At 30.4% G+C, this 21683-nt stretch carries 22 protein-coding genes; 14 read left to right on the top strand and 8 right to left on the bottom strand.

Annotated features, from left to right (window positions below):
• Positions 1-245: 245 nt before the first annotated feature.
• Entirely contained in the window at positions 246-440 is a 195-nt protein-coding gene (locus ES044_RS14850) for a hypothetical protein (protein ID WP_147120106.1), read from the bottom strand.
• A gap of 164 nt (positions 441-604) precedes the next feature.
• On the opposite strand from ES044_RS14850, the gene priA reads away from it, so the two are divergent.
• On the top strand, positions 605-3025 hold the full coding sequence (gene priA / locus ES044_RS14845) for a primosomal protein N' (RefSeq protein WP_147120107.1): 2421 nt from the start codon (positions 605-607) through the stop codon (positions 3023-3025).
• Between the two features lie 82 nt (positions 3026-3107).
• On the opposite strand, the gene ES044_RS14840 is transcribed toward priA, so the two are convergent.
• The gene (locus ES044_RS14840) at positions 3108-4748 is read right to left on the bottom strand and encodes a carboxypeptidase-like regulatory domain-containing protein (RefSeq protein ID WP_147120108.1); all 1641 of its coding nucleotides are present in this window, start codon (positions 4746-4748) and stop codon (positions 3108-3110) included.
• Positions 4749-4917: 169 nt separating this feature from the next.
• On the opposite strand from ES044_RS14840, the gene ES044_RS14835 reads away from it, so the two are divergent.
• A complete protein-coding gene (locus ES044_RS14835; protein ID WP_147120109.1) occupies positions 4918-5478 on the top strand; it encodes a hypothetical protein in 561 nt (186 codons plus the stop codon).
• 118 nt (positions 5479-5596) lie between these two features.
• On the opposite strand, the gene ES044_RS14830 is transcribed toward ES044_RS14835, so the two are convergent.
• Positions 5597-5932, bottom strand: a complete 336-nt coding sequence (locus ES044_RS14830) for a hypothetical protein (RefSeq protein ID WP_147120110.1) — start codon at positions 5930-5932, stop codon at positions 5597-5599.
• Positions 5933-6353: 421 nt separating this feature from the next.
• On the opposite strand from ES044_RS14830, the gene ES044_RS14825 reads away from it, so the two are divergent.
• The 4 genes from ES044_RS14825 (at position 6354) to ald (ending at position 10309) form a co-directional block, all read left to right on the top strand.
• Positions 6354-6914, top strand: a complete 561-nt coding sequence (locus ES044_RS14825) for an RNA polymerase sigma factor (RefSeq protein WP_147120111.1) — start codon at positions 6354-6356, stop codon at positions 6912-6914.
• Positions 6901-7719: a hypothetical protein gene (locus tag ES044_RS14820; RefSeq protein WP_147120112.1), complete on the top strand. Its 819-nt coding sequence runs from the start codon at positions 6901-6903 to the stop codon at positions 7717-7719. The genes ES044_RS14825 and ES044_RS14820 overlap by 14 nt, the downstream gene beginning before the upstream one ends.
• A 112-nt stretch (positions 7720-7831) precedes the next feature.
• Positions 7832-8941 (top strand): hypothetical protein, encoded by a 1110-nt coding sequence (locus tag ES044_RS14815; protein WP_147120113.1) that lies wholly within the window; start codon positions 7832-7834, stop codon positions 8939-8941.
• Between the two features lie 285 nt (positions 8942-9226).
• Entirely contained in the window at positions 9227-10309 is a 1083-nt protein-coding gene (ald, locus tag ES044_RS14810; protein ID WP_147120126.1) for an alanine dehydrogenase, read from the top strand.
• 272 nt (positions 10310-10581) lie between these two features.
• Here the strand turns inward: ald and ES044_RS14805 are convergent, their stop codons facing one another.
• A complete protein-coding gene (locus tag ES044_RS14805) occupies positions 10582-11466 on the bottom strand; it encodes a sterol desaturase family protein (RefSeq protein ID WP_147120114.1) in 885 nt (294 codons plus the stop codon).
• Positions 11467-11591: 125 nt separating this feature from the next.
• On the opposite strand from ES044_RS14805, the gene rpsF reads away from it, so the two are divergent.
• Genes rpsF through rplI form a run of 3 tightly spaced genes read left to right on the top strand, consistent with a single transcriptional unit; the run spans position 11592 to position 12694 of the window.
• Positions 11592-11933 carry a 30S ribosomal protein S6 gene (gene rpsF, locus ES044_RS14800; RefSeq protein WP_018944407.1) on the top strand — a complete coding sequence of 114 codons (342 nt, stop codon included), beginning with the start codon at positions 11592-11594 and terminating at the stop codon, positions 11931-11933.
• A 3-nt stretch (positions 11934-11936) separates the two neighbouring features.
• Positions 11937-12233: a 30S ribosomal protein S18 gene (gene rpsR / locus ES044_RS14795; RefSeq protein ID WP_018944408.1), complete on the top strand. Its 297-nt coding sequence runs from the start codon at positions 11937-11939 to the stop codon at positions 12231-12233.
• Between the two features lie 14 nt (positions 12234-12247).
• Positions 12248-12694 (top strand): 50S ribosomal protein L9, encoded by a 447-nt coding sequence (rplI, locus tag ES044_RS14790; RefSeq protein WP_147120115.1) that lies wholly within the window; start codon positions 12248-12250, stop codon positions 12692-12694.
• Between the two features lie 530 nt (positions 12695-13224).
• Here the strand turns inward: rplI and ES044_RS14785 are convergent.
• From ES044_RS14785 to ES044_RS14770, 4 genes are all read right to left on the bottom strand, one after another.
• Complete coding sequence (locus tag ES044_RS14785) at positions 13225-14463, bottom strand: DEAD/DEAH box helicase (protein ID WP_147120116.1); 1239 nt, start codon at positions 14461-14463, stop codon at positions 13225-13227.
• A 321-nt stretch (positions 14464-14784) separates the two neighbouring features.
• On the bottom strand, positions 14785-15774 hold the full coding sequence (locus tag ES044_RS14780) for a 2-hydroxyacid dehydrogenase (RefSeq protein ID WP_147120117.1): 990 nt from the start codon (positions 15772-15774) through the stop codon (positions 14785-14787).
• 132 nt (positions 15775-15906) lie between these two features.
• Entirely contained in the window at positions 15907-16236 is a 330-nt protein-coding gene (locus tag ES044_RS14775) for a T9SS type A sorting domain-containing protein (protein WP_147120118.1), read from the bottom strand.
• A gap of 252 nt (positions 16237-16488) precedes the next feature.
• Entirely contained in the window at positions 16489-17337 is an 849-nt protein-coding gene (locus tag ES044_RS14770; RefSeq protein WP_147120119.1) for a DUF2911 domain-containing protein, read from the bottom strand.
• A gap of 457 nt (positions 17338-17794) precedes the next feature.
• Between ES044_RS14770 and ES044_RS14765 the strand changes: the two genes are divergently transcribed.
• The 5 genes from ES044_RS14765 (at position 17795) to ES044_RS14745 (ending at position 21518) form a co-directional block, all read left to right on the top strand.
• Positions 17795-18124, top strand: a complete 330-nt coding sequence (locus ES044_RS14765; protein ID WP_147120120.1) for an ArsR/SmtB family transcription factor — start codon at positions 17795-17797, stop codon at positions 18122-18124.
• Positions 18125-18137: 13 nt separating this feature from the next.
• Complete coding sequence (locus ES044_RS14760) at positions 18138-18932, top strand: cation transporter (RefSeq protein WP_147187338.1); 795 nt, start codon at positions 18138-18140, stop codon at positions 18930-18932.
• A 39-nt stretch (positions 18933-18971) separates the two neighbouring features.
• Entirely contained in the window at positions 18972-19604 is a 633-nt protein-coding gene (locus tag ES044_RS14755; RefSeq protein ID WP_147120122.1) for a low molecular weight phosphatase family protein, read from the top strand.
• 3 nt (positions 19605-19607) lie between these two features.
• Positions 19608-20654 carry an ACR3 family arsenite efflux transporter gene (arsB, locus tag ES044_RS14750; RefSeq protein ID WP_147120123.1) on the top strand — a complete coding sequence of 349 codons (1047 nt, stop codon included), beginning with the start codon at positions 19608-19610 and terminating at the stop codon, positions 20652-20654.
• A gap of 102 nt (positions 20655-20756) precedes the next feature.
• On the top strand, positions 20757-21518 hold the full coding sequence (locus tag ES044_RS14745; RefSeq protein WP_147120124.1) for an NAD(P)-binding domain-containing protein: 762 nt from the start codon (positions 20757-20759) through the stop codon (positions 21516-21518).
• Positions 21519-21683 lie beyond the last annotated feature (165 nt).

The raw sequence follows: 21683 nt of genomic DNA, 5'->3' as shown, positions 1-21683 counted from the left end.
CACATAATTTTTCTGATTGCTTCTTTTTCCTTTTTATTATCTTGTTTCTGCACTTTATGAAACGTTCTATTAAGTTTTTTGAAAAATAGTTATCTCCTTTATATATCGTTCTTTTATCATTTAGCTCTTAAAGCTAAATTCATAGATTTTTTAATGAACTCTTTATCTATTTTAAACCAAATGATTTGAATGTGAAATTAATGTGTGTTTTTAGACGATGATCTTCAGCGTTTGAATCTCTCAATTTAATAAAAACCGGAATTTGTTTTTGCGAATAAAGAATTAATAAAAAGATGCTTCTGTATTACAGACTTTACAGCGTCATCAGTGCCGTTTATCACAACATATTTATTTGAATCTAATAGTTCTTTTAAATTAGCTGTTTTTAAATTAACAAATTCAGCTATAAATTTATTGATATTGAAGGCTGCTTTACTCATTTCTTCTTGTTGCTAACGTGCAATAAAACAAGGTTTTACATTTTTATAGTTATTTTGAGTTGTAAACACCTTTTCAAAATTATTTTCTTAAGTATTATTAGTGAATTTTACGTAATTTTGAAACTAACATAAAATAGTTTCCTATCCATTTTATAGACGTCATATTGCCCATACCCATACAGAAAACTTTTACGTATTCTGTGACCGACGATGAGGCTGAATTCTTGAAAAAAGGAATGCGTGTTGCTGTTTCTTTCGGTAAAACAAAAATGTTTACAGGTTTGGTTCTAAACATTCATGAAAAAGCGCCAACATTATATGAAGCCAAAGAAATACATCAAATTTTAGATGAGCAACCTTTGGTAAATGACTTGCAATTAAAACATTGGCAATGGATTTCTAATTATTATATGTGTTCTTTGGGTGATGTTTATAGGGCTTCTTTACCTTCAGCTTTTTTATTAGAAAGTGAAACTGTGGTGTACAAAAATGATACCTTTCAAGAGGAATCTATTTTAGAAGATGACGAATTCTTGATTTTTGAGGCGTTGCAACACCAATCTCAATTAACGATTCATCAGGTGGTTGATGTTTTAGGAAAGAAAAAAGTAATGCCCATTGTAAATGAGTTGATAAAAAAATCTGCCATTTATATAAAAGAACAAATTTACGAGCAATACAAACCAAAACTGATTAAATATGTTCGTTTACATCCATCATATACATCTGATGCTTCCTTAACAGCTTTGTTAGAAGAATTATCAAGAGCAAAAAAACAACGAGATGCTGTTTTAACGTTCTTTCAATTATCTACCACAAAAAAACCAATAAAAGCAAAAGATTTAGAGACGAAAGCGAAGGTATCTTCTTCTATTTTAAAATCTTTAGTCGATAAAAACATCTTCGAATTTTATGAAATACAAATAGATCGAATAAATTATGTTGGTGATACAAATGATTTAAAGCAGTTAAATGAATTTCAGGAAGTTGCATTAAAAGAAATTAAAGAAACGTTTAAAGAAAAAGACGTAACACTTTTGCACGGAATTACAAGTTCTGGTAAAACAGAGGTGTATACAAAACTAATTCAAGAAGTTTTAGATGCAGGAAAGCAAGTCTTATTTTTATTACCAGAAATAGCCTTAACAACACAAATAATTACGCGTTTACAAGTGTATTTTGGTGATCAGATTTCTGTTTTTCATTCTAAATACTCCATGAACGAGAGAGTAGAGGTGTGGCATAATGTTTTAGAGAATAAAACTAAAGCTAGAATTATTTTAGGAGCACGGTCTTCTATCTTTTTACCATTTTCTAATTTGGGTTTAATTGTGGTAGATGAAGAGCACGAGACTTCTTATAAGCAGTTTGAACCTTCACCTAGATACAATGCAAGAGATGCCGCTATTGTCTTAGCAAAATTGCACAAGGCTAAAATTTTACTGGGTTCTGCAACGCCTTCTTTAGAAACCTATTTTAATGCCGAGCAAAAAAAGTACGGTTTTGTGGCATTAAATAGACGTTTTGGAAACGTTCAATTGCCAAAAATCGAATTAATTGACGTCAAAGAAAAGCAGCGTAAAAAGGAAATGAAAGGGCATTTCTCTGACAGAATGCTTAAATTAATTCAGGAAGCTTTAGCCTTAAAAGAACAGGTTATTTTATTTCAGAATAGACGAGGTTATTCGCCTGTTGTAGAATGTAAAACTTGTGGAGTTTCGCCGCAATGCCCAAATTGCGATGTGTCTTTAACGTTTCATAAATTCAGGCACGAATTGCGTTGTCATTATTGCAGTTATCAGCGAGCAATGCCAAATAGTTGCGGTGCTTGCGGTAGTAATACATTAGATACAAAGGGGTTTGGTACAGAGCAAATTGAGTTAGAATTAAAAGAGTTATTTCCTGATTTTAAAATAGGAAGAATGGATTTAGATACCACTCGTGGAAAATTTGGGTATCAAAAAATAATCGGTTCTTTTGAAGCGCGAGAAATCGATGTGCTGGTAGGAACGCAAATGTTATCTAAAGGATTGGATTTTGATAATGTTTCTTTAGTTGGTATTTTGAATGCAGACTCGATGTTAAATTTCCCTGATTTTAGAGCACATGAAAGAGCCTATCAAATGATGGTACAAGTTTCTGGTAGAGCTGGTAGAAGCAAAAAACAAGGAAATGTTGCTATTCAGACCTACAATCCGAATCACAAAATATTACAACAAGTTTCTACGACAAATTATATAGCAATGTATAAAGAACAGTTGCAAGAGCGCTGGCAATATAAATATCCGCCTTATTACAGGTTGATAAAAATTACCCTAAAACACAGAGATTATAATAAAGTAGATATGGGTGTAAATTGGTTATTTAAAGCCTTATATAATTCTTTTGGTGAACACGTTTTAGGCCCTACTGCACCTGCCGTTTCTAGAGTAAGAAATCAGCATATTAAGAACATTGTTATTAAGATTCCGCCAAAACAATCTTTAGTAAGTACAAAAAATCAATTAATTAAAATAAAAAGCACGTTTGATGCGGTTAAAGATTTTAGACCAATTCGATTTATTATTGATGTAGATGCCTATTAATTGGTTTGTTGGTTTTAATAAGATAAGTATTCTGTGAACTGGCTCGCTGTAAAATGAAAATTATTTAGTAAAAAAGTTATCTTTAAAGAGAACGACTATTTAATTTTAGTACTTCCATTTTTACATTTTTTAAAGTAAAATCAAAAACTTCTATTTTTTCACTTTGATTAGGTCTGCCCCAATTGTAATACGTTGTTGTTTTAAAAATTGTAGGTTTGTACTGTTTATTGCCCAAATACGTAAGGTTTACCAACCAATTTCCTTTTTTTAAATCTTCAATAAAAATTTCTTTAGAAGTGTAGCCTTTATTTTTTTGATCAATAATTAACTCATTATGGCTGTCTGACGAGTTTTCAACAATGTATGGTAACGAATTAGGATTTACAAACTCAAGAATAAATTCTGCTTCAGAGGTATTCCATTCAAAGACAATTCTCACATCGCTTTCAATATTTTTTTGCGGATTGTCTATTTTTATTTTTTGATGTGTACTTGTCTCTTCTGTATCCAGGGTATAGCCCAACAATATTTCTGACGCTATAATTTCTCCGATATCGCTATCTTCTATTTTAAAATCTTTCTTTAAATAATACTGATACGCCAACCAAAAGTCTCTGTATTCTTTTAATGTTAAGTAGGTGTTGGCTAAATCTCTGTAAGATTGTCTGTAATCTGGTCTTAATTTTACTGTTTTTTTATAAACAGACAACGCCTTTTCATGTTCATTTATTTCTTGATATTTGTAGGCAATTCCTTTTAAATCTTCTGGATTATCTTCAGAAAACTTCTCGAAATCAGATAAAACTTTAATTAACGTAGTGTTGTTGTATTTTTCTCCTTTAAAATAATTGAAAATATCAAAATGATAATTCGTGGTATTTTTAAATGTTTCGTATTGATTTAAATAAATTGCAAGTGCTTCTTTAGCGTTTAATCTGTTTCCGTAAGCATCTAAAAATTCGGGTTGTTTTGTTTTTATTTTTCTAAATACAAAAGCATCATTTTGATAAAAATCGGTTTTCGTAAAGTAATAATCGGTGTAATTGATGTTTTTTATTTTCGAATAATCAATATTGGTATTCACTTTAATTATAAAGCCGTTTTCTTTAGAGTTGATGATTAAAACATTTTTAACTTCAGAAATATAAATTGGTATCGGAATATCATAAGTAACACGATCGATAATCCAAAGAGCGGGGCCCTCTAATTCTCGTCCTTTTAAATAAATAATTTCTTCACCAAACTCATTAATTTTAATAAGTAAACCGGCAATTTTATCTTGAATAGCACTGGTTAAGGAAGGTGCCTCTTGATTTAAACTTTTTCCATTAATACTTCTAATCATATAAGGTGCAGCATCATCGCCAATATTACTTTCACCTAATTTTAAAACTTTATCAGGATTCAAGCCAGAGATGCTATTCTCAATTTTTAGATTTATGTTAAGCGTTGATGTAACATCTTCAATTAAAACCAAAACTTCTTTTAACCCAATATAACTAAACTTTAATGTTTCGCCTGTTTGGGCTTTAATGCTGTAGAAACCTTGGGCGTCTGTAACCGTATATCTTAAGGTACCTTCAACAAAAACATTTACATTTGAAAGCCGTTCGTTTTTAGAGAAAACAAAACCTGATATCGTTTTGTTATCAGTATTATTTTCTGTCTGTGAGCATAAAAGAAACGGAATTAACAATAAGAATACTACTATTTTTTCTTTCATAATTATCTATATATGAATGCTAAATTAACAAAATCTATGCCATATCTCTAGCTTAAAAAGTGAATTTAGTGTTTATTATTAAAAAAGTAAATTTAGCTGTAAAATTGATGAAATTAAATCATAAAGTTATCTTTGAAATTGTTTAATAAAAAATAAGTTGTAGGCTAGTATGAATGTAGAAAAATCAATAGAGAAAAAAAGAATTGTTTATGCTAAAAGGTTTTGGGATACATTTTGGTCCTTATTGTTTCCTGTATTCTTGTCAATTCTGTTATTAGTTTCTTCTTTTATAGTTTTTGAGAATACGTACGGCAAAACTAACAAAGAAAATTATTGGTTTATTTTAATGGGTAGTTTTTCTCTTTTTGTTATTATTCTTGTTTCTATAATTTTCTATTTTAAGCTTGATATACTTACTGAATTTAAAGGAAAATCTAGAACATCAAATAAAAAAATGACGCATCAATTTTTAGAGAAACAAGGTTATAAGAGTACTCATCAAACAAATAATAGTATTTTTTTTGATATAAAGGTTCCGTTTTTTGGGTTCTCTGATTACAGAAAGTTTACAGTGCTCTTTAAAGAAAAGAGTTTGTTTTACAACTGCATAACTTTTGCAAATTTAAATAGGGGTGAGGTTTATATGTTTAATTTTAAATCGCCTTTTTATTGGTTTGCGAATAAAAAGCACGAAAAATTTTTTAGAGAGTTTTTGAAAGAAAATTCTTGATTTTATAAGGTTTAATTTTTAAAGTTCCTTTAAAAATTTGCCATTATAAGAGTATGTTCTTATTATTTTTTTTATAAATAGTTTCCAATTCACCTCTTTCGTAATCAATAACTTTAAATTATTCTTCTACTAGCTGTATTTCGTTTTTAAGAAAGCTATAATTTTTGGTGGTTTGTGTTAATTTAAAATCTTCTACTTCAATGAAAGGTAATTGAATCCATTTGCCTTGTTTAGTAATGAGCCAATAATAATTGTGATCAGAACAATAACAGGCACAGCTAGAAATATTTACTTTTATTATTTTATTGAATTTTGTAAGTTTTGGGTTTAGAAGTTCATAAACAACGCCATCATTCTCGTAAAGTTCACAGACAACTTTCATTTTTTTTAAATTATTCTTTTTGCTATCTTTTATGCACGTAGTATTAGAACTTGCTTGCTGAACTTCTTCCATAGTTCGGTTTTTGTTAACTTTAGTAAGAAAATAGTTTTATGATTGTTTAAAACTCGGACTAAAAATGCTGAAAGCACTAAAAACTGGCAGCAATAGCACTGTCTTTTTCAGTGCATTAATTTTATTGTAATATACTACTTATACTAATTTAGTTTTGTAGTGACGTGCAAATAAATTGAATTATTTTTTGATTAATTGAAATGAAAAATAATTAGCATAGCATCGTTACGGTAGTTATTTTTGATAAAAAGTAAGCGAAAAAGAAACGACTTATTACGGCATTATAAGGCTAATTTGGTATTAATGATCAAGATCTAAATTCAACAAAAAAAAAGACTACTATTTTTTAATATTGAAGCAACCTTTTTAAAAGTTATGTAGTCTATATATTTGTAAGGCAATAAAAACAACAAGAAGAAGCTTGAAGATTATAAAACTACATAACACACAAAAATCGCTTATTAAAAAAGCGAGTAACAACAATAGAGAAGCGCAAGAACAATTGTTTGCGCAACATGCTCCTAAAATGTTGGGTGTTTGCAGACAATATGTTAAAGATTTGCATCATGCAGAAGATTTATTACTACAAGGTTTCTTAAAAGTTTTTACCAATTTATATAGTTTTAAACACGAAGGTAGTTTTGAAGGTTGGATTCGTAGAATTATGGTGAACACTTGCATCTCTTATTTACGAAAGAAAAATCTGATAAATTTGTCTGACGAGGAGTATGTTTTTGACGATGCGGCAACAGAAAGTTTAGAAAATACATCTGTAGAAGATATTCAAAAATTGATTGATCAATTGCCAGAAGGCTACAAAATGGTGTTTAACTTATTTGCTATTGAAGGATATAAACATTCAGAAATTGCAGAAAAGTTAGGCGTTTCAGAAAGTACCTCAAAATCGCAATTGTTTAAAGCACGTAAAGTATTACAGCAAAATTATATTAAAATGAATAGGGTCGTTGATGAAAACAAATAAAGAAGAGAAATATATACAAAAGAAGTTCGAAAACAGAACTTTTACGCCATCAGTTTCGGCTTGGGAGCGTTTGTCTGTGCAATTAGACGAGCAACCAAAGCAAAAGAAAATCGGTTGGTTTTTTTATATCGGTGCGGTAGCAAGTATTTTATTGTTGGTTTTAATCGGAATTCAATTATTTACAAATGATCGATCAGATATTATTCCTGAAAATGAGGTTGTAATTGATCAAATTGATAAAGATATCATCGATAAAAAGTTAGATAAATTTATCAATGAAGTACCTTTAGAAGAGGCTGTTGTTCAGAAAGACGGAGTTTCGGTAGACAGAAAAAAGAGTTTAAGAAACATCATTGCCAAAGAAGAAACTTTAAAACCAGCTATGACGTTTAAACAATCGATCACACCTAAAAACCACATCAAAAATGAAATAGTACTTGCTAAAGTTGAAGAAAAGCAACAAGTTGCCCCGATTAAAGCGGAATCTGTAATAAAGAAATCAAAAATCTTACCACAAGGTTTTAATAACAGTATAACAATAAATTCTGATGATTTACTATATGCCGTAACACACACATCTAAAGAAGTGAAATCATATTATGCGAAATACAATTTAAATAGAGAGGCTATTTTAAAAACGATTCGAAATCAGCTGCAAGAATCGAACTTAAAAGTAAATCCTGAAACTATTTTGGCAGAAGTAGAACGCACAATAGACAATGATCTTTTTCAGAATAATTTTATGAAATCATTAAAAAGAAGAGTTACAGATATTGCCTCTGCAATTGCTAGCAGAAATGATTAAATAAGTTTTAATTTCTATATAGGTGTATTTTAAAAGACGTTTTAATAAACACTCAATATAAAAGTTACAGCAAAATGAAGTAAAAAATAACATAATTTAAAAAACCATAAAAATGAAAAGAATGCTATTAGTACTAGTGTTGTTCGCAACAACTATTGCCCAATCTCAAGAAAAAACATTTGAAAAAGAAGTACATAAAATATCGAAAAGAATAGAAAATATAACCACGAAGCAAAAAGACTCCCTAAAAGTAAAAGTCGTCAACATCGATAAAAGATTAGACAAAGGAGAAATTACAAAAACAACCGCAGAAACTTTAAAACAAGAAGTTGCGGCATATCATGCAAGAAGAATTGAAACTTTAGTAAGCGAACAAGAGCGTTTGCTACAATTATTAGTGCAAGATAAAACAAACGGAAAAATTGCCAGCTCAAATGAGCTCTATTTTAATGACGATGATATAAATACCTTTACAGTAGGGCATAAAACCTTCCGTTTTTCTATAAATGATGAGGATAATGATCACCTGAATACAGAAAAACACCCAGAGGACAAAAAAAAAGACCGCGGTTTAGGAAACAGAACAACGAGTCAGTTTGTATTTGCTTTAGGCGTAAATAATGTTCTAGACAATAATGACTTTTCGTCATTAAACAATTCTGAATATCAATTTTGGCGTTCTCGTTTTTATGAGGTAGGTTTTACATGGAAAACAAGCATTACTAAAAGACCATCTCAATTGTATTTTAAATACGGAGTTTCTTTTCTGTGGAATAATTTACGACCAGAGAACAATCAATTTCATTTAAAAAACGATAAAGTGACAGAATTACAAGATTTTCCAGAAAATTTATCTGAAAGTAGATTGCGTCATGTACAAATGAATTTTCCGATGCATTTAGAATGGGATTTATCTAAAAATAGCGTTTTTAAAGATGGCGGAATTTCAGATAGAACCAACCAGGCTGTACGTTTAGGAGTTGGCGGGTTCGTAGGTTTTAAGTTAGGTACAAGGCAGTATTTAGAGTTTGATGATGCTAATAATATAGATATAGAAGAGGTTCAATACGATAATTTTAACATGAACACGGTTAATTATGGTTTAAGTGCTTATGTAGGCTATAAAGCTACAAGTTTATATTTAAAATACGATTTGAATCCTTTATTTAAAAACACAGAAACTAGAAATATTTCTATGGGAGTTCGTTTCGATTTAAATTGATAAAAGAATTGTTTTTGCACTGTTTCAGTGTTTTTTTTTAAACAATCTATTTCTATAGATTAATATGTAGAAACCGCATTAAAATTGAATTATCATTTTAAAAGTAGTTGTTTTTTACAATGGCTTTTTCATTTTTGATAGTTGATGGAACAAGATTTTATAATACTTGTTTTTTTTAAGACAAAAATTAGAGATTCCTTAAAAGTTAAACATTCATATTTTTATTTTTACAAATGCTGAAAAAAGGTGTTATTTTTAACCTTTAAAAATAAAATAAATTTTATGATGAAAATAGGAGTTCCTAAAGAGATTAAAAATAATGAAAGTAGAGTAGGGATGACTCCTGCTGGGGTATTTACACTAACAAAAAGTAAACATACAGTTTTTGTGCAATCTACGGCAGGTGAAGGAAGTGGTTTTTTCGATAAAGATTATATAGAAGCAGGGGCCACTATTTTACCAACTATTGAAGCAGTATATGCAGAAAGTGAAATGATTGTTAAGGTGAAAGAACCTATTGAATCAGAATACCCTTTAATTAAAGAAAATCAAATTGTCTTTACGTATTTTCATTTTGCTTCTAGTGAGCCTTTAACCATGGCCATGATAGCAAGTAAATCTGTTTGTATTGCATATGAAACGGTAGAAGATGAGGAAGGTACCTTACCATTATTAACACCAATGTCTGAGGTTGCAGGAAGAATGTCTATTCAGCAAGGAGCTAAATATTTAGAAAAACCTGTAAAAGGTCGCGGAATTCTATTAGGCGGTGTTCCGGGCGTTACTCCAGGAAAAGTATTAATTTTAGGAGCTGGCGTTGTTGGTGTGCAAGCAGCAAAAATGGCTGCAGGTTTGGGCGCTCACGTTACCATTATGGATATTAATATGAAGCGTTTACGCTATGTAAACGACGTATTGCCAAATCATGTTACAACCGCTTTTTCTAGTGAATATACAATAAGACAATTGATAAAAACGCATGATTTAATTATTGGAGGTGTTTTGGTAAAAGGAGGAAAGGCTCCTAAATTAATTACCAGAGATATGTTAAAAGAAATGAGACCAGGAACTGTTTTGGTAGATGTGGCTGTAGATCAAGGAGGGTGTTTTGAAACTACAAGAGCAACGACCCATCAAGATCCAACCTATATTATAGATGATGTTGTGCATTATTGTGTTGCCAATATGCCCGGTGCTGTGCCTTACACATCAACAATTGCATTAACCAATGTAACTCTTTCTTATGTTTTAAAAATCGCAAATTTAGGATGGGAAAAAGCTTGTGAAGCAGATGTTTCTTTATCAAAAGGTTTAAATATTGTAAAAGGTAAAATTGTGTACAAAGAATTAGAAGGTATTTTTGATTAATAAATAATTTTTATTTCTTTAGTGTCCGATTAAAAATATTATCAGTTTGATAAATCATTTTAAAATAAGAAATGCTACGAATTTTTTAAATGACACTTTCCTTTTTTGAAAATAATTTCATGTTGATAAATCGGACAATTTTACTTCAAATTATGTTCGTTTATCAGATAGTTAAGATCAAGACTTGGCTCTAAAAGCAAAGCAATCTTGCGCCTTTTATCTGACAAGAATGTTTTTATTTATAAAATTTAAAGTAGGTATGTTTCATATACCTACTTTTTTTCTTCCCATTTTTTTCTCAAATCAGAAGACAAAATGCTGGTACCATCATGTTTCCAGCCAGGAGGTTTTATCAAATATTTTAATTTATTTTTGATGGATGTTTTAGATTGATAAAAATCTTTCAGCATATTTTTCCATTCTAGAAAAGCAATTGTTATCGGGTTATAGGTGTTAATGTTTGTGACCAAACCATAAATAGGTTTTTCAACTTCTGGCTCAAAAGTGCCAAAAATTTTATCCCAAATAATAAAAACACCAGCATGATTTCTATCTAAATATTGGGGGTTTGTTGCGTGGTGAACTCTATGATGACTTGGTGTGTTAAAAAGTGCTTCAAACCATTTTGGCAGTTTGTTGATGAGTTCTGTATGAATCCAATACTGATAAATTAAACTAATAGACATTTGAACCAGTACCATTATGGGATGAAATCCTATCAATAGTAGGGGTAACCAGAAAATAAACGTGTAAAAACTACCAGACCAAGTTTGTCTTAAAGCAGTGCTTAAATTATATTTTTGTGAGGAATGATGCACAACATGACTTGCCCAAAAAAACCTGCTTTCATGACTGATTCTATGAAACCAATAATAACAAAAATCCTCGGCAAACAACAAAATAATCCAAGACCACCAAGCAAAAGGAATGGTGAAAAACCTGAACGTATAAAAGAACATGAAAATTCCTAGAATAAGAAATTTTGTAAACAAACCAATTGCAACATTACCTAATCCCATTAAGATAGAAGCGCTAGCATCTTTAAACTCATAATCTTCTAATTTTACTTTCACTGTTAGTATAATTTCTAGAATAACAGTAATTACAAAAAAAGGAATTGCGTAATGAATTAAATTAGGTATTTGAGGTATTTGCATAGCAGCAATTTAGTTAAATTATTAGAGTTCCCTACATTAGACTTTTTAAAACTCAAAAAGATGCAGTAAATATAAAAAAGTTACTATATTTGCACCCTTAAAAATAAACAATAAATTTATCAATTATGAATCATTACGAAACTGTTTTCATTTTGAATCCCGTTTTATCTGATACTCAGATAAAGGAAACAGTACAAAAGTTTAACGACTATTTGGTTTCTAAAGGTGCCGAAATGACTTCAAAAGAAGATTGGGGCTTAAAAAAATTAGCATATCCAATCCAAAAGAAAAAAAGTGGTTTTTACCATTTATTAGAGTTTAAAATTGCTGGTGAAGAAATCAGTGCATTAGAGTTAGAGTTTAGAAGAGATGATAGCGTTATGCGTTATTTAACTGTAAGACTTGACAAACATGCAGCTGCGTGGGCCAAAATTAGAACTGAACGTGTTAAATCTACAAAAAAATAAGGTATGGCATCAATAGAGCAACAAGCAAAAGGCGGTAAATCTGCTGACGTTAGATATTTAACTCCGTTAGATATTGAAACAAAAAAAGAAGCTAAATACTGTAGATTTAAGAAAAAAGGAATCAAATACATCGATTATAAAGATGCAGATTTCTTAATGTATTTAGTAAATGAACAAGGTAAAATTTTACCAAGACGTTTAACAGGAACTTCATTAAAATATCAACGTAAAGTTGCGCAAGCAATTAAAAGGTGTCGTCATTTAGCGCTAATGCCTTATGTTGGTGATTTGTTAAAATAATAAATACGTAGAATATGGAACTTATATTAAGACAAGACGTAGAAAATTTAGGATTTAAAGATGATGTCGTAGATGTGAAAAACGGATATGGTAGAAACTTTTTAATCCCTACAGGACAAGCAATTTTAGCTACTTCATCTGCAAAGAAAGTATTAGCAGAAAATGTGAAACAAAGAGCTTACAAAGAAGCTAAATTAATTGACGATGCAAATGCAATTGCAGACACAATTAAAGGATATGAATTACAGATTGCATCTAAAACTGGTTCAGGAGACAAATTATTTGGTTCTGTGAACAATATAGATTTAGCGGTAGCAATAACAAAAGCAGGTACATTAATCGACAAAAAGTTTATTAAAGTTGTTGGTGGTTCTGTAAAAAGATTAGGTAAATACGAAGCTTCTGTGCGTTTACATAGAGAAGTAGTTGCTGATATTACTTTTGAAGTAGTTTCTGAATAAGAAATTAACTTTATACAATAAAAAAAAGTTCGTTAGAAATAACGAGCTTTTTTTTGTTGAAGTTTTGATCTAGGTTTTAATTTTAAACTTTTATTAAATTCAATTTAATGAACGTTTATAAGTTTTAGCCTGTGTCGAATAAATTTTACCACTATATTTTATTTCTAAACCAGGAAATAGAATAGTTTTTAGTTTTGACTTTTCGAACAACGGGAGAAATCACATAAAGGTATACTAATTTTAGTATTCAGTATTTAGGGATTATTCCTAACATCTAAATGACAAAAGAATCCTCTCGGTTTATGCTTAAATAAATAAATAAATAACCTTAATTTTATGCAAACAGTGACTTAAAGGTTAATGAGCTCTTATGCTACTGATACTTATCAATTTTCTAATTATGATTAGAAAGAATCCAGTAAAATAGTCCTAATTTTAATCATAATTACAATTTAGATCAAATTAAATTATTCTGATTTATTATAGGAACACTCCAAATTATAGTTAAAGGTCTAATTAGTTTTAAAAAGTTAATACCAGCGCTTCTTATTCTTTTTAGAAGCTTCAGATTTTCGGCCTTTTTTATTTTTACTCACAGTATTTGGCTGAATTTTTACTTTTTTAGGTTGCGTTAAAGGATAGGGATGATCGTCAATAACTTTAATCGTTTTTTGTAAAATTTCTTCAATTTGATGCAAGTAAGCATCTTCATCAGGACTGCAAAAAGAAAATGCAATTCCAGATTTTCCTGCTCTACCCGTTCTACCAATTCTATGAACGTAGGTTTCTGGCACATTTGGTATGTCAAAATTAATGATCGCGTCAACATTGCTAATATCGATGCCTCGGGCTGCAACATCGGTAGCAATTAAAATACTTCCTTTATTTTCTTTAAAGTTTTCAATGGCTTTATTTCTGATAATTTGAGTTTTATCACCATGAATACTTAATACACTGTAATTGTTTTTATGAAGTGTTTGCTCTAGTTTATCTACACCGAATTTAGTACGCCTAAAAATTAAAATTCTTCCGTTAATGGTATTGCGTAATAAATGCAAACACAAATCTGTTTTATTCTTTTTAGGAAGTTTATACACTAACTGACCAATGTTTTTTGCAGTAGTTTCTTCGGGGTTTATTTCAATTTTAACAGGATTTTTTAAGGTTGATTTAGCTAAATCTACAATTTTATCTGGCATAGTAGCAGAAAAAAGCAGCGTCTGTTTTTTAATAGGACACATCTTTTCTATCTTTTTTACATCATTGATAAAACCCATATCAAGCATTAAATCTGCCTCATCTAAAACAAATATTTCTATATAGTTCAAATCAATGGCGTCTCTCATTTGCAAGTCGATTAATCGGCCAGGAGTAGCTATTAAAATATCAATCCCTTCTTTTAAAATTTCTTTTTGAGGATCTAAAGAAACACCTCCAAAAACTGCGGTGGTTTTTAAATCGGTATATTTCGTAAAACTTTTAAAATTTTCTTCAATCTGAATTGCTAATTCACGAGTTGGAGTTACCACAACAGCTTTTATTCTTTTTTTCCTTTTACCAGCATCTTCTGGTTTGCTAATAAGCAATTGAATAATAGGTAATGCAAAGGCTGCAGTTTTACCAGTTCCTGTTTGTGCAGCAACAATAACATTTTTCTTTTCTAAAATAACCGGAATTGCTTTTTCTTGCACCAAGGTTGGTGAATGAAATCGTTCTTCTTTAACTGCTTTTAAAATTGATTTGTCTAATGGTAATTCTGAAAACTGCATGCTTTTATTTTTTGACAAAGGTAGTTTAAAAGCATCGAAGCTTTCTTAAAAAATATAGTGTTATCACAAACAAATCTATAAGAAGAAATTGTAGCTAATTTGTGATTTCACAGGACTCTTAACACAACTTTTTTATCTTTATTCCTCTAGCCAAATGATTTTTTTTATCGAATAAACAAAGCACAGCTTTTGAAAAACACCTCATAAAAACATAAAACGAAACAAAATTTAGAGTTTAATTTTGGTGATGATAAAAATTTAAAATAGATAGCAGCGTACTCAAAACCATTTTATAGTACTAGCTTTCTTTTTATAAAACACTTATTTTACTTCATTCACCAAAGTATCTCCTTGTTCAAAAGCTTTAATATTATTTAAAGTAGTTGTAGTAATTTCTGTCATAGCTTCTTTGGTAAAAAATGCTTGATGTGATGTAATTAATACATTAGGGAAACTATTTAAACGCAATAGCAAATCATCTTCTATAATACTTTCAGATAAATCATTAAAAAACAAATTTTCTTCTTGTTCATAAACATCGATGCCTAAATAGCCTATTTTTTTAGATTTTAAACCTGCAATAATATCTCTTGTATTAATTAACGCACCTCTACTTGTATTGACAAGCAAAACACCTTTTTTCATTTTAGTAATGGATGTTTTATCAACAATATGTTTTGTGTGTTCATTTAGCGGACAATGTAATGAGATTACATCGCTTTTATTAAAAAGTTCTTCTAAAGAAACATATTGCACTCCGTTTTCCTCTAACTCTTGATTTTTATAAATGTCATAGGCTACAACTTCAGAACCAAAGCCTTTTGCTATTTTGCAAAAAGAGGCACCTATTTTTCCTGTTCCGATAACTCCGATGACCTTTTTGTTTAAATTAAAACCAATTAAGTTTGTTAATGAAAAATTACCTTCTCTAACCCTGTTATAGGCTTTGTGCGTTTTTCTGTTTAAGGTTAAAATAAGGGCTATTGCATGTTCTGCAACCGCCTCTGGGCTGTAAGCAGGCACACGAACTACTTTGATGTTGTTTTCTTTACAAGCGTTTAAATCTACATTATTAAAGCCGGCACATCTTAAAGCAATTAGTTTAATGCCATTTTTGGCGAGCGTTTCAATAGTTTTTTTATTAATTGTATCGTTCACAAAAACACAAACAGCATCAAATTCTTTGGTAAGTTTGGTTGTACTGGGCTGCAAACTAGTTTCAAAATAAGCAATACTTATCGTGTAGTCATTCTTGAATTTCTCAAAATATTCTTTGTCATAAGGTTTGGTACTAAATACAGCTAAATTCATGTTTGTAATTTTAGTACTAATTTAAGCGTTTTTACGATAATTATGGAGTTTATAAGCCAAAAGATCTCAAGATCTTAAACCTTGAGATTTTAATGGATGCTCTAATAACTGGCTTTATATAAGAGTGTATTTTTATTGTTTTATAATTTTAGAAGTACTTTTTTTGTTTTCTGAATAGACTGTAATGGCATATACTCCCGATGAGAAAGGTTGTAAATTAATTTTATGACTAAAACTGCTGGTCTTTTTATCGTATATTTTTTGTCCGAATAAATTGTAAATAACAATTCTATCAATTGCTTTATCTGCCAAAACTTTGATCTTATTTTTTGTAGGATTTGGATATATTTTTAGGTTCGAAATTGCATTCGGTATCTTGTTTACACTCAGTGCCCTTGAATTACTTGTACCCTCTACAGAAATATTATTTAGAGCAACAATTTTATGATTTTCGCGGTTCATATCGGTGCAGTCACAATGTAATCTAGCGTTAAAATTCGCGCTGTTATTAGCGAATTTTAAATGCAAAAAATTAAATTGAGTATATCAAAAAAATTAAAAGTAATTTTTAATGTTTTAACTTTCTTTTTGAAAAGGAAGATTTTTTTTACTTTGATGGCATAAACTTTATAAAGAAAGTATGTACTATCTTTTTTTAAATAAAAAAACCTCACAAAAAGTGAGGTTTATAGTTCATTGATTAAGAGAACAATATTAAAGTGCGCCCCATTCTTTTAAAGAAGCTTTATTCATTTTAACATAACCAGCATTATTTGCTTTTTCGGCATGCATTAAAGAAGCTTTTGCCGCAGCAATGGCACCTTTTGTATTTCCTGCTTTTGCATGAATTAATGACTGCTGGCGTAGAAACCAAAATTTAGGAGCGTCAGAAGTCATTGCAACTGCTTTATCAATCCAAGTTTGTGCTTGCTTAATGTCTTTATCAGCTTGTAAATAATATACAGCAGAAGCATACATATCTTGTGCAGAAGGTCCAGCCATTAAATTTGTAATTTGTTTAGAAACCATAGCATCTGTTGGTACTTCAAAAGGAAGACTTACCATAGTGTTTTCCCACATAATTGCTAAAGAAGCACCATTATTGGTTAAATCATCGAAAGTAATCGTGAACGTTTCAACATCCATAGGAAGCTTCAAAGGAGTAACCGTTATTTTAGCAGCTACTTTAGATTCGTCCCATTTAGCTGGAGCTCCCCAATTTGTTGCATCAGTATATAAGATGATATCCCATGTTTCTTCTCCAGGAATTGTAAATAATGCATAAGTTCCTGCTTTTAATGTTTTTTCATCAATCATAAAATCAGTAGAAAAAGTTAATTTTGTGTTTTCATTGGCACCTGTTCTCCAAACTTTTCCAAAATCTTCTAATCCACCAAAGATTTCTCTGCCTTTCATACTTGGTCTAGAATACTCTAAAGTAACCTCTGTTAAACCAACTGTTTGTTCTATTTTTTGAGACGGACTTGGCGCCGGCGTTTTAATTTGTGCAGTTGCAGAAAATGCAAACGAAGCGACAAATAATGATAAGATAATTTTTTTCATGGTATTGATTGTTTAATTTATTTCGTTATTTAAAATCAAAAATACAATTTCAAACAATGATAATTGTTAACGAAATCTTAAAATAAGGGCTGGTGTATTGGACACTTTTCTTTAAAGTTAAGTGTGTAAATTTCAAAATTTATTGGTGTTTTTCAATCATTTTATAGAACAGCAGCAATTATTGCTAATGAAAACACTGTTGCTTAAGTCGCTAATTGGGGTGTTTTAATTATTTTGGTTGATACGAATAGCAATTATTTGAACCTTTTTGAATGCTTTTTAATTTTTTGCAATACATCTAATTTCGAGTTTAGGGCTTTAATATTCATGATTTATGTTCTTACTTACATACAAAGCACCTATAAAAATAGGAATGCGGAGCTTTTGGTAACATTTTGAGATAGTTTTTGACAGTTTGAATATTAATCGTAATATTGCAATTAAATAATAAATAAAAATGGGATTAGCCAAGACTGAAATGTTTACCGATCAACAAAATGAAATTGCTCTTTTTGCAAAAGTTTTTGGGCATCCTGCAAGAGTGGCTATTTTACAACAGCTTTTTAAAATAGATGGCTGTTATTGTGGCGACTTGGTCAATGAAATAGGACTTGCACAACCCACAATTTCGCAGCATTTAAAAGAGCTTAAACAATTAGGACTAATTAAAGGAAATGTAGAAGGAACCAGTGTTTGTTACTGTATAAACCGTGAAAACTGGATAAAAATGAAACAAGTGATGCTACAGTTTTTAGATCAAGATATTTCTGAAAATGATTGTTGTTAATTTAAAAACGAAAATGAATAAAACAATATTTGAAATTTCTAAAATGGATTGTCCTTCAGAGGAAAATCTTATCCGAATGAAATTGGATGGAATTTCTAGTATTGCAAATTTAGATTTTGATATTCCCAATCGAAAATTGACCGTTTTTTATAACGGAGAAATCGATGAAATTGAAAAGTCGGTGATCGAACTTAATTTAGGCGGAAAGAAAATTTCGACGGAGCCAACCAACCAAACTGACTTTAAAGAAAATAAAAACCAGAAAAAACTACTTTGGTCTGTACTTGCAATTAATTTTGCCTTTTTTATTATCGAAATGACCACAGGGATGATTTCAAAATCAATGGGACTTGTTGCAGATAGTCTCGATATGCTTGCAGACAGTTTTGTGTACGGAATTAGTTTATTTGCGGTTGGCGGAACATTGATAAAGAAAAAACGGATTGCTAAACTCGCGGGATATTTTCAAATTGCACTTGCTATTATTGGATTTGTAGAGGTGTTGAGGCGGTTTTTTGGAGCAGAAAAATTACCTGATTTTTCGATAATGATTATCGTTTCTGTTTTTGCGCTTATTGCAAACGGCATGTGTCTTTATATTTTGCAAAAGTCAAAGAGTAAAGAGGAAGCGCACATGAAAGCAAGTATGATTTTTACGTCTAATGATGTCATTATTAATCTAGGAGTAATTATTGCCGGATTTTTGGTGAATTCGCTACAATCAAACAAACCCGATTTGATCATAGGAACAATCGTTTTTATTTTGGTAATTCAAGGTGCAGTAAGAATTTTAAAAATAGGAAAATAAAAAATATTTTCTATAGTATTACCAATTATAATAGCCAATATGATCGCAACCAAAACAACATTATTTCCAGAAATTAAAAATTTAATTAGTTCTTTAAATTTAGAAACGGTTACAGAAAAACGAAAATCAATTTTACAACCGCTAACCGAATTTATTCAATCAAAAGTTGATAAGCAGCAAGAAATTCGTCTTAATTTTATTTGTACACATAATTCACGACGGAGTCATTTATCGCAAGTTTGGGCACAAACAATAGCTTCTTACTTTTATATTAAAAATGTATTTTGTTATTCGGGCGGAACGGAAAGTACCGCCCTTTTTCCGATGGCTGCTGAAACTTTACAAAATTTAGGGTTTAAAATCAAAACAATTTCTGAAGGTAACAACCCTATTTATAGCATTAAATATGCTGATAACGCGCATCCAATTATCGGGTTTTCAAAGAAGTTTGGCGATGATTTTAATCCAAAATCTGACTTTGCAGCGATTATGACGTGTGATTCAGCCAATGAAGCATGTCCAATTGTAACTGGTTCAGAAAAGCGTATTCCAATTACTTTTGAAGATCCAAAGGTATTTGATAACACACCACAGCAAGCTGAAAAGTATCATGAACGAAGTTTGCAAATAGCAACTGAATTATTGTATGTTTTCTCTCAAATAAACGCATAAAAAATGACAGCAAAAAAATTAAGTTTCCTCGATAAAAATTTAACACTTTGGATTTTTGTAGCCATGGCAATCGGTATTGGTCTCGGCTATTTTATTCCAACATTTCCCGATATTATCAATTCATTCAATAGCGGAACCACGAACATTCCTATCGCTATTGGTTTAATTTTAATGATGTATCCACCTTTGGCAAAAGTGAATTATGCACTCTTGCCAAAAGTTTTTAAAGACACCAAAATTCTCTCTATTTCTTTAATTCTTAATTGGATTATTGGACCCGTTTTAATGTTTATACTGGCAATTACTTTTTTACGTGAGTACCCAGAATATATGGTCGGATTAATTTTAATTGGTTTGGCTCGTTGCATTGCAATGGTGCTGGTTTGGAATGATCTTGCAGAAGGAAGTAGCGAGTATGGAGCAGGTTTAGTCGCCTTAAATAGTGTTTTTCAAGTGTTTGCTTATAGCTTTTATGCATGGCTTTTTATCACAGTTTTGCCACCTTATTTTGGTTTTGAAGGCGCTATTGTCGATATTTCAGTCGCAACTATTGCAGAAAGCGTTGCCATTTATTTAGGAGTTCCGTTTTTAATGGGAATTGTAAGCAGGCTTATTCTTGTAAAATTAAAAGGAGAAGATTGGTACACGAATACATTTATTCCCACAATTTCGCCAATAACTTTAATTTCGCTATTGTTTACAATTGTAGTGATGTTCTCGTTAAAAGGAGAATTAATTGTCGAAATTCCGATGGACGTTGTGATTATCGCAGTTCCTTTATTGATCTATTTTACGCTAATGTTTATCATTGGATTTTTCTTTACCAAAGCAACGGGAGCGCCATACGACAAAACAGCATCCGTAGCTTTTACAGCTGCCGGTAATAATTTTGAATTAGCGATTGCCGTTGCAATTGCTGTTTTTGGATTGAATTCTGGACAAGCATTTGCGGGGGTTATTGGACCGTTAGTGGAAGTTCCGGCATTGATTATATTGGTTCGAGTTTCTTTTTGGTTGCGAAAAAAATATTTTAAAAATATTAAAGATTAAAGGGAGTCATAATTGTCATTTTTAATAATTTTTGTTTCATGAAAATTTCAAAATTTATATATTTATCTTTGTTTAAAATTTAAATAGATTTAATTCTACTGTATGAATAGGATAAGTATTTTAGGTTGCGGATGGTTAGGAAAACCCTTGGCAATTTATTTTTTAGAGTGTGGATTTAAGGTAAAAGGCTCTACAACTTCAGAGGAGAAGTTATCAGATTTAGAATCATATGATATTGAATCTTTTTTGGTTGATATTACGGACTTTGAGGAATACAATGATTTTTTAGATGCTGATATTTTGATTGTTGCAATTACATCTAAAGATATTGACGGATTTGAGCGCTTAATTACACAAATTCAGAATTCAGAAATTCAGAAGGTAATTTTTATCAGCTCAACTTCTGTGTATCCGAGTTTGAACAAAGTAATGACAGAAGAAGATGCTGTTTTAGAAAATCCGTTAACAGAAATCGAAAATCTTTTTAAAGAAAACATTTTTTTTGAAACTACTGTTATCCGTTTTTCTGGTTTGTTTGGCGGAGAAAGACATCCGGCAAATTGGTTTAAAAACGGACGAAAAATTCCACAACCAAAGGGTTTTGTCAATATGATTCATCGAGAAGATTGTATTGATATTATTCATGAGGTTATTGCTCAAGATTGCTGGAATGAAGTTTTTAACGCTTGTTCTAATCATCATCCAACACGAAGAGAGTTTTATACCATCGCTAAATTAAGTAAGGATTTTGAAGTGCCAGAATTTGAAGATAACGAAGTGTATGAGTGGAAGATTATTAGTTCTAAAAAAGTACAAAGAGTATTAGGCTATGTGTTTATTTATGATGATTTACTTTCTTTTTAGTGTCAAAAAAAATGGCTCTTCGCTAAAAACAATGGATTTGTTAAAAATGATTACATTTCAGGATGGAATTAAACGGTTTATCAGACTTATTAGGAATTAGTAACCCCTGGGTTTTAATGGATATTAAGACTCAACCCAAGAATAAAGTTATAGATGTATTTATCG

The organism is Polaribacter sp. IC066, from assembly GCF_007997085.1.
Classification (GTDB): Bacteria; Bacteroidota; Bacteroidia; order Flavobacteriales; family Flavobacteriaceae; genus Polaribacter.
The sequence above is the reverse complement of the archived record's forward strand: the minus strand, read 5'-3'. Positions and strand labels throughout refer to the sequence as shown.

What these genes read in the sequence shown, in the direction of transcription:
- ES044_RS14850 (WP_147120106.1), bottom strand. Translation starts at nt 440, where the DNA reads ATGAGTAAAGCAGCCTTCAATATCAATAAATTTATAGCTGAATTTGTT.
- ES044_RS14840 (WP_147120108.1), bottom strand. Translation starts at nt 4,748, where the DNA reads ATGAAAGAAAAAATAGTAGTATTCTTATTGTTAATTCCGTTTCTTTTA.
- ES044_RS14835 (WP_147120109.1), top strand. Translation starts at nt 4,918, where the DNA reads ATGAATGTAGAAAAATCAATAGAGAAAAAAAGAATTGTTTATGCTAAA.
- ES044_RS14830 (WP_147120110.1), bottom strand. Translation starts at nt 5,932, where the DNA reads ATGGAAGAAGTTCAGCAAGCAAGTTCTAATACTACGTGCATAAAAGAT.
- ES044_RS14820 (WP_147120112.1), top strand. Translation starts at nt 6,901, where the DNA reads ATGAAAACAAATAAAGAAGAGAAATATATACAAAAGAAGTTCGAAAAC.
- ES044_RS14815 (WP_147120113.1), top strand. Translation starts at nt 7,832, where the DNA reads ATGAAAAGAATGCTATTAGTACTAGTGTTGTTCGCAACAACTATTGCC.
- ald (WP_147120126.1), top strand. Translation starts at nt 9,227, where the DNA reads ATGAAAATAGGAGTTCCTAAAGAGATTAAAAATAATGAAAGTAGAGTA.
- ES044_RS14805 (WP_147120114.1), bottom strand. Translation starts at nt 11,466, where the DNA reads ATGCAAATACCTCAAATACCTAATTTAATTCATTACGCAATTCCTTTT.
- rpsF (WP_018944407.1), top strand. Translation starts at nt 11,592, where the DNA reads ATGAATCATTACGAAACTGTTTTCATTTTGAATCCCGTTTTATCTGAT.
- rpsR (WP_018944408.1), top strand. Translation starts at nt 11,937, where the DNA reads ATGGCATCAATAGAGCAACAAGCAAAAGGCGGTAAATCTGCTGACGTT.
- rplI (WP_147120115.1), top strand. Translation starts at nt 12,248, where the DNA reads ATGGAACTTATATTAAGACAAGACGTAGAAAATTTAGGATTTAAAGAT.
- ES044_RS14785 (WP_147120116.1), bottom strand. Translation starts at nt 14,463, where the DNA reads ATGCAGTTTTCAGAATTACCATTAGACAAATCAATTTTAAAAGCAGTT.
- ES044_RS14780 (WP_147120117.1), bottom strand. Translation starts at nt 15,774, where the DNA reads ATGAATTTAGCTGTATTTAGTACCAAACCTTATGACAAAGAATATTTT.
- ES044_RS14775 (WP_147120118.1), bottom strand. Translation starts at nt 16,236, where the DNA reads ATGAACCGCGAAAATCATAAAATTGTTGCTCTAAATAATATTTCTGTA.
- ES044_RS14770 (WP_147120119.1), bottom strand. Translation starts at nt 17,337, where the DNA reads ATGAAAAAAATTATCTTATCATTATTTGTCGCTTCGTTTGCATTTTCT.
- ES044_RS14765 (WP_147120120.1), top strand. Translation starts at nt 17,795, where the DNA reads ATGGGATTAGCCAAGACTGAAATGTTTACCGATCAACAAAATGAAATT.
- ES044_RS14760 (WP_147187338.1), top strand. Translation starts at nt 18,138, where the DNA reads ATGAATAAAACAATATTTGAAATTTCTAAAATGGATTGTCCTTCAGAG.
- ES044_RS14755 (WP_147120122.1), top strand. Translation starts at nt 18,972, where the DNA reads ATGATCGCAACCAAAACAACATTATTTCCAGAAATTAAAAATTTAATT.
- arsB (WP_147120123.1), top strand. Translation starts at nt 19,608, where the DNA reads ATGACAGCAAAAAAATTAAGTTTCCTCGATAAAAATTTAACACTTTGG.
- ES044_RS14745 (WP_147120124.1), top strand. Translation starts at nt 20,757, where the DNA reads ATGAATAGGATAAGTATTTTAGGTTGCGGATGGTTAGGAAAACCCTTG.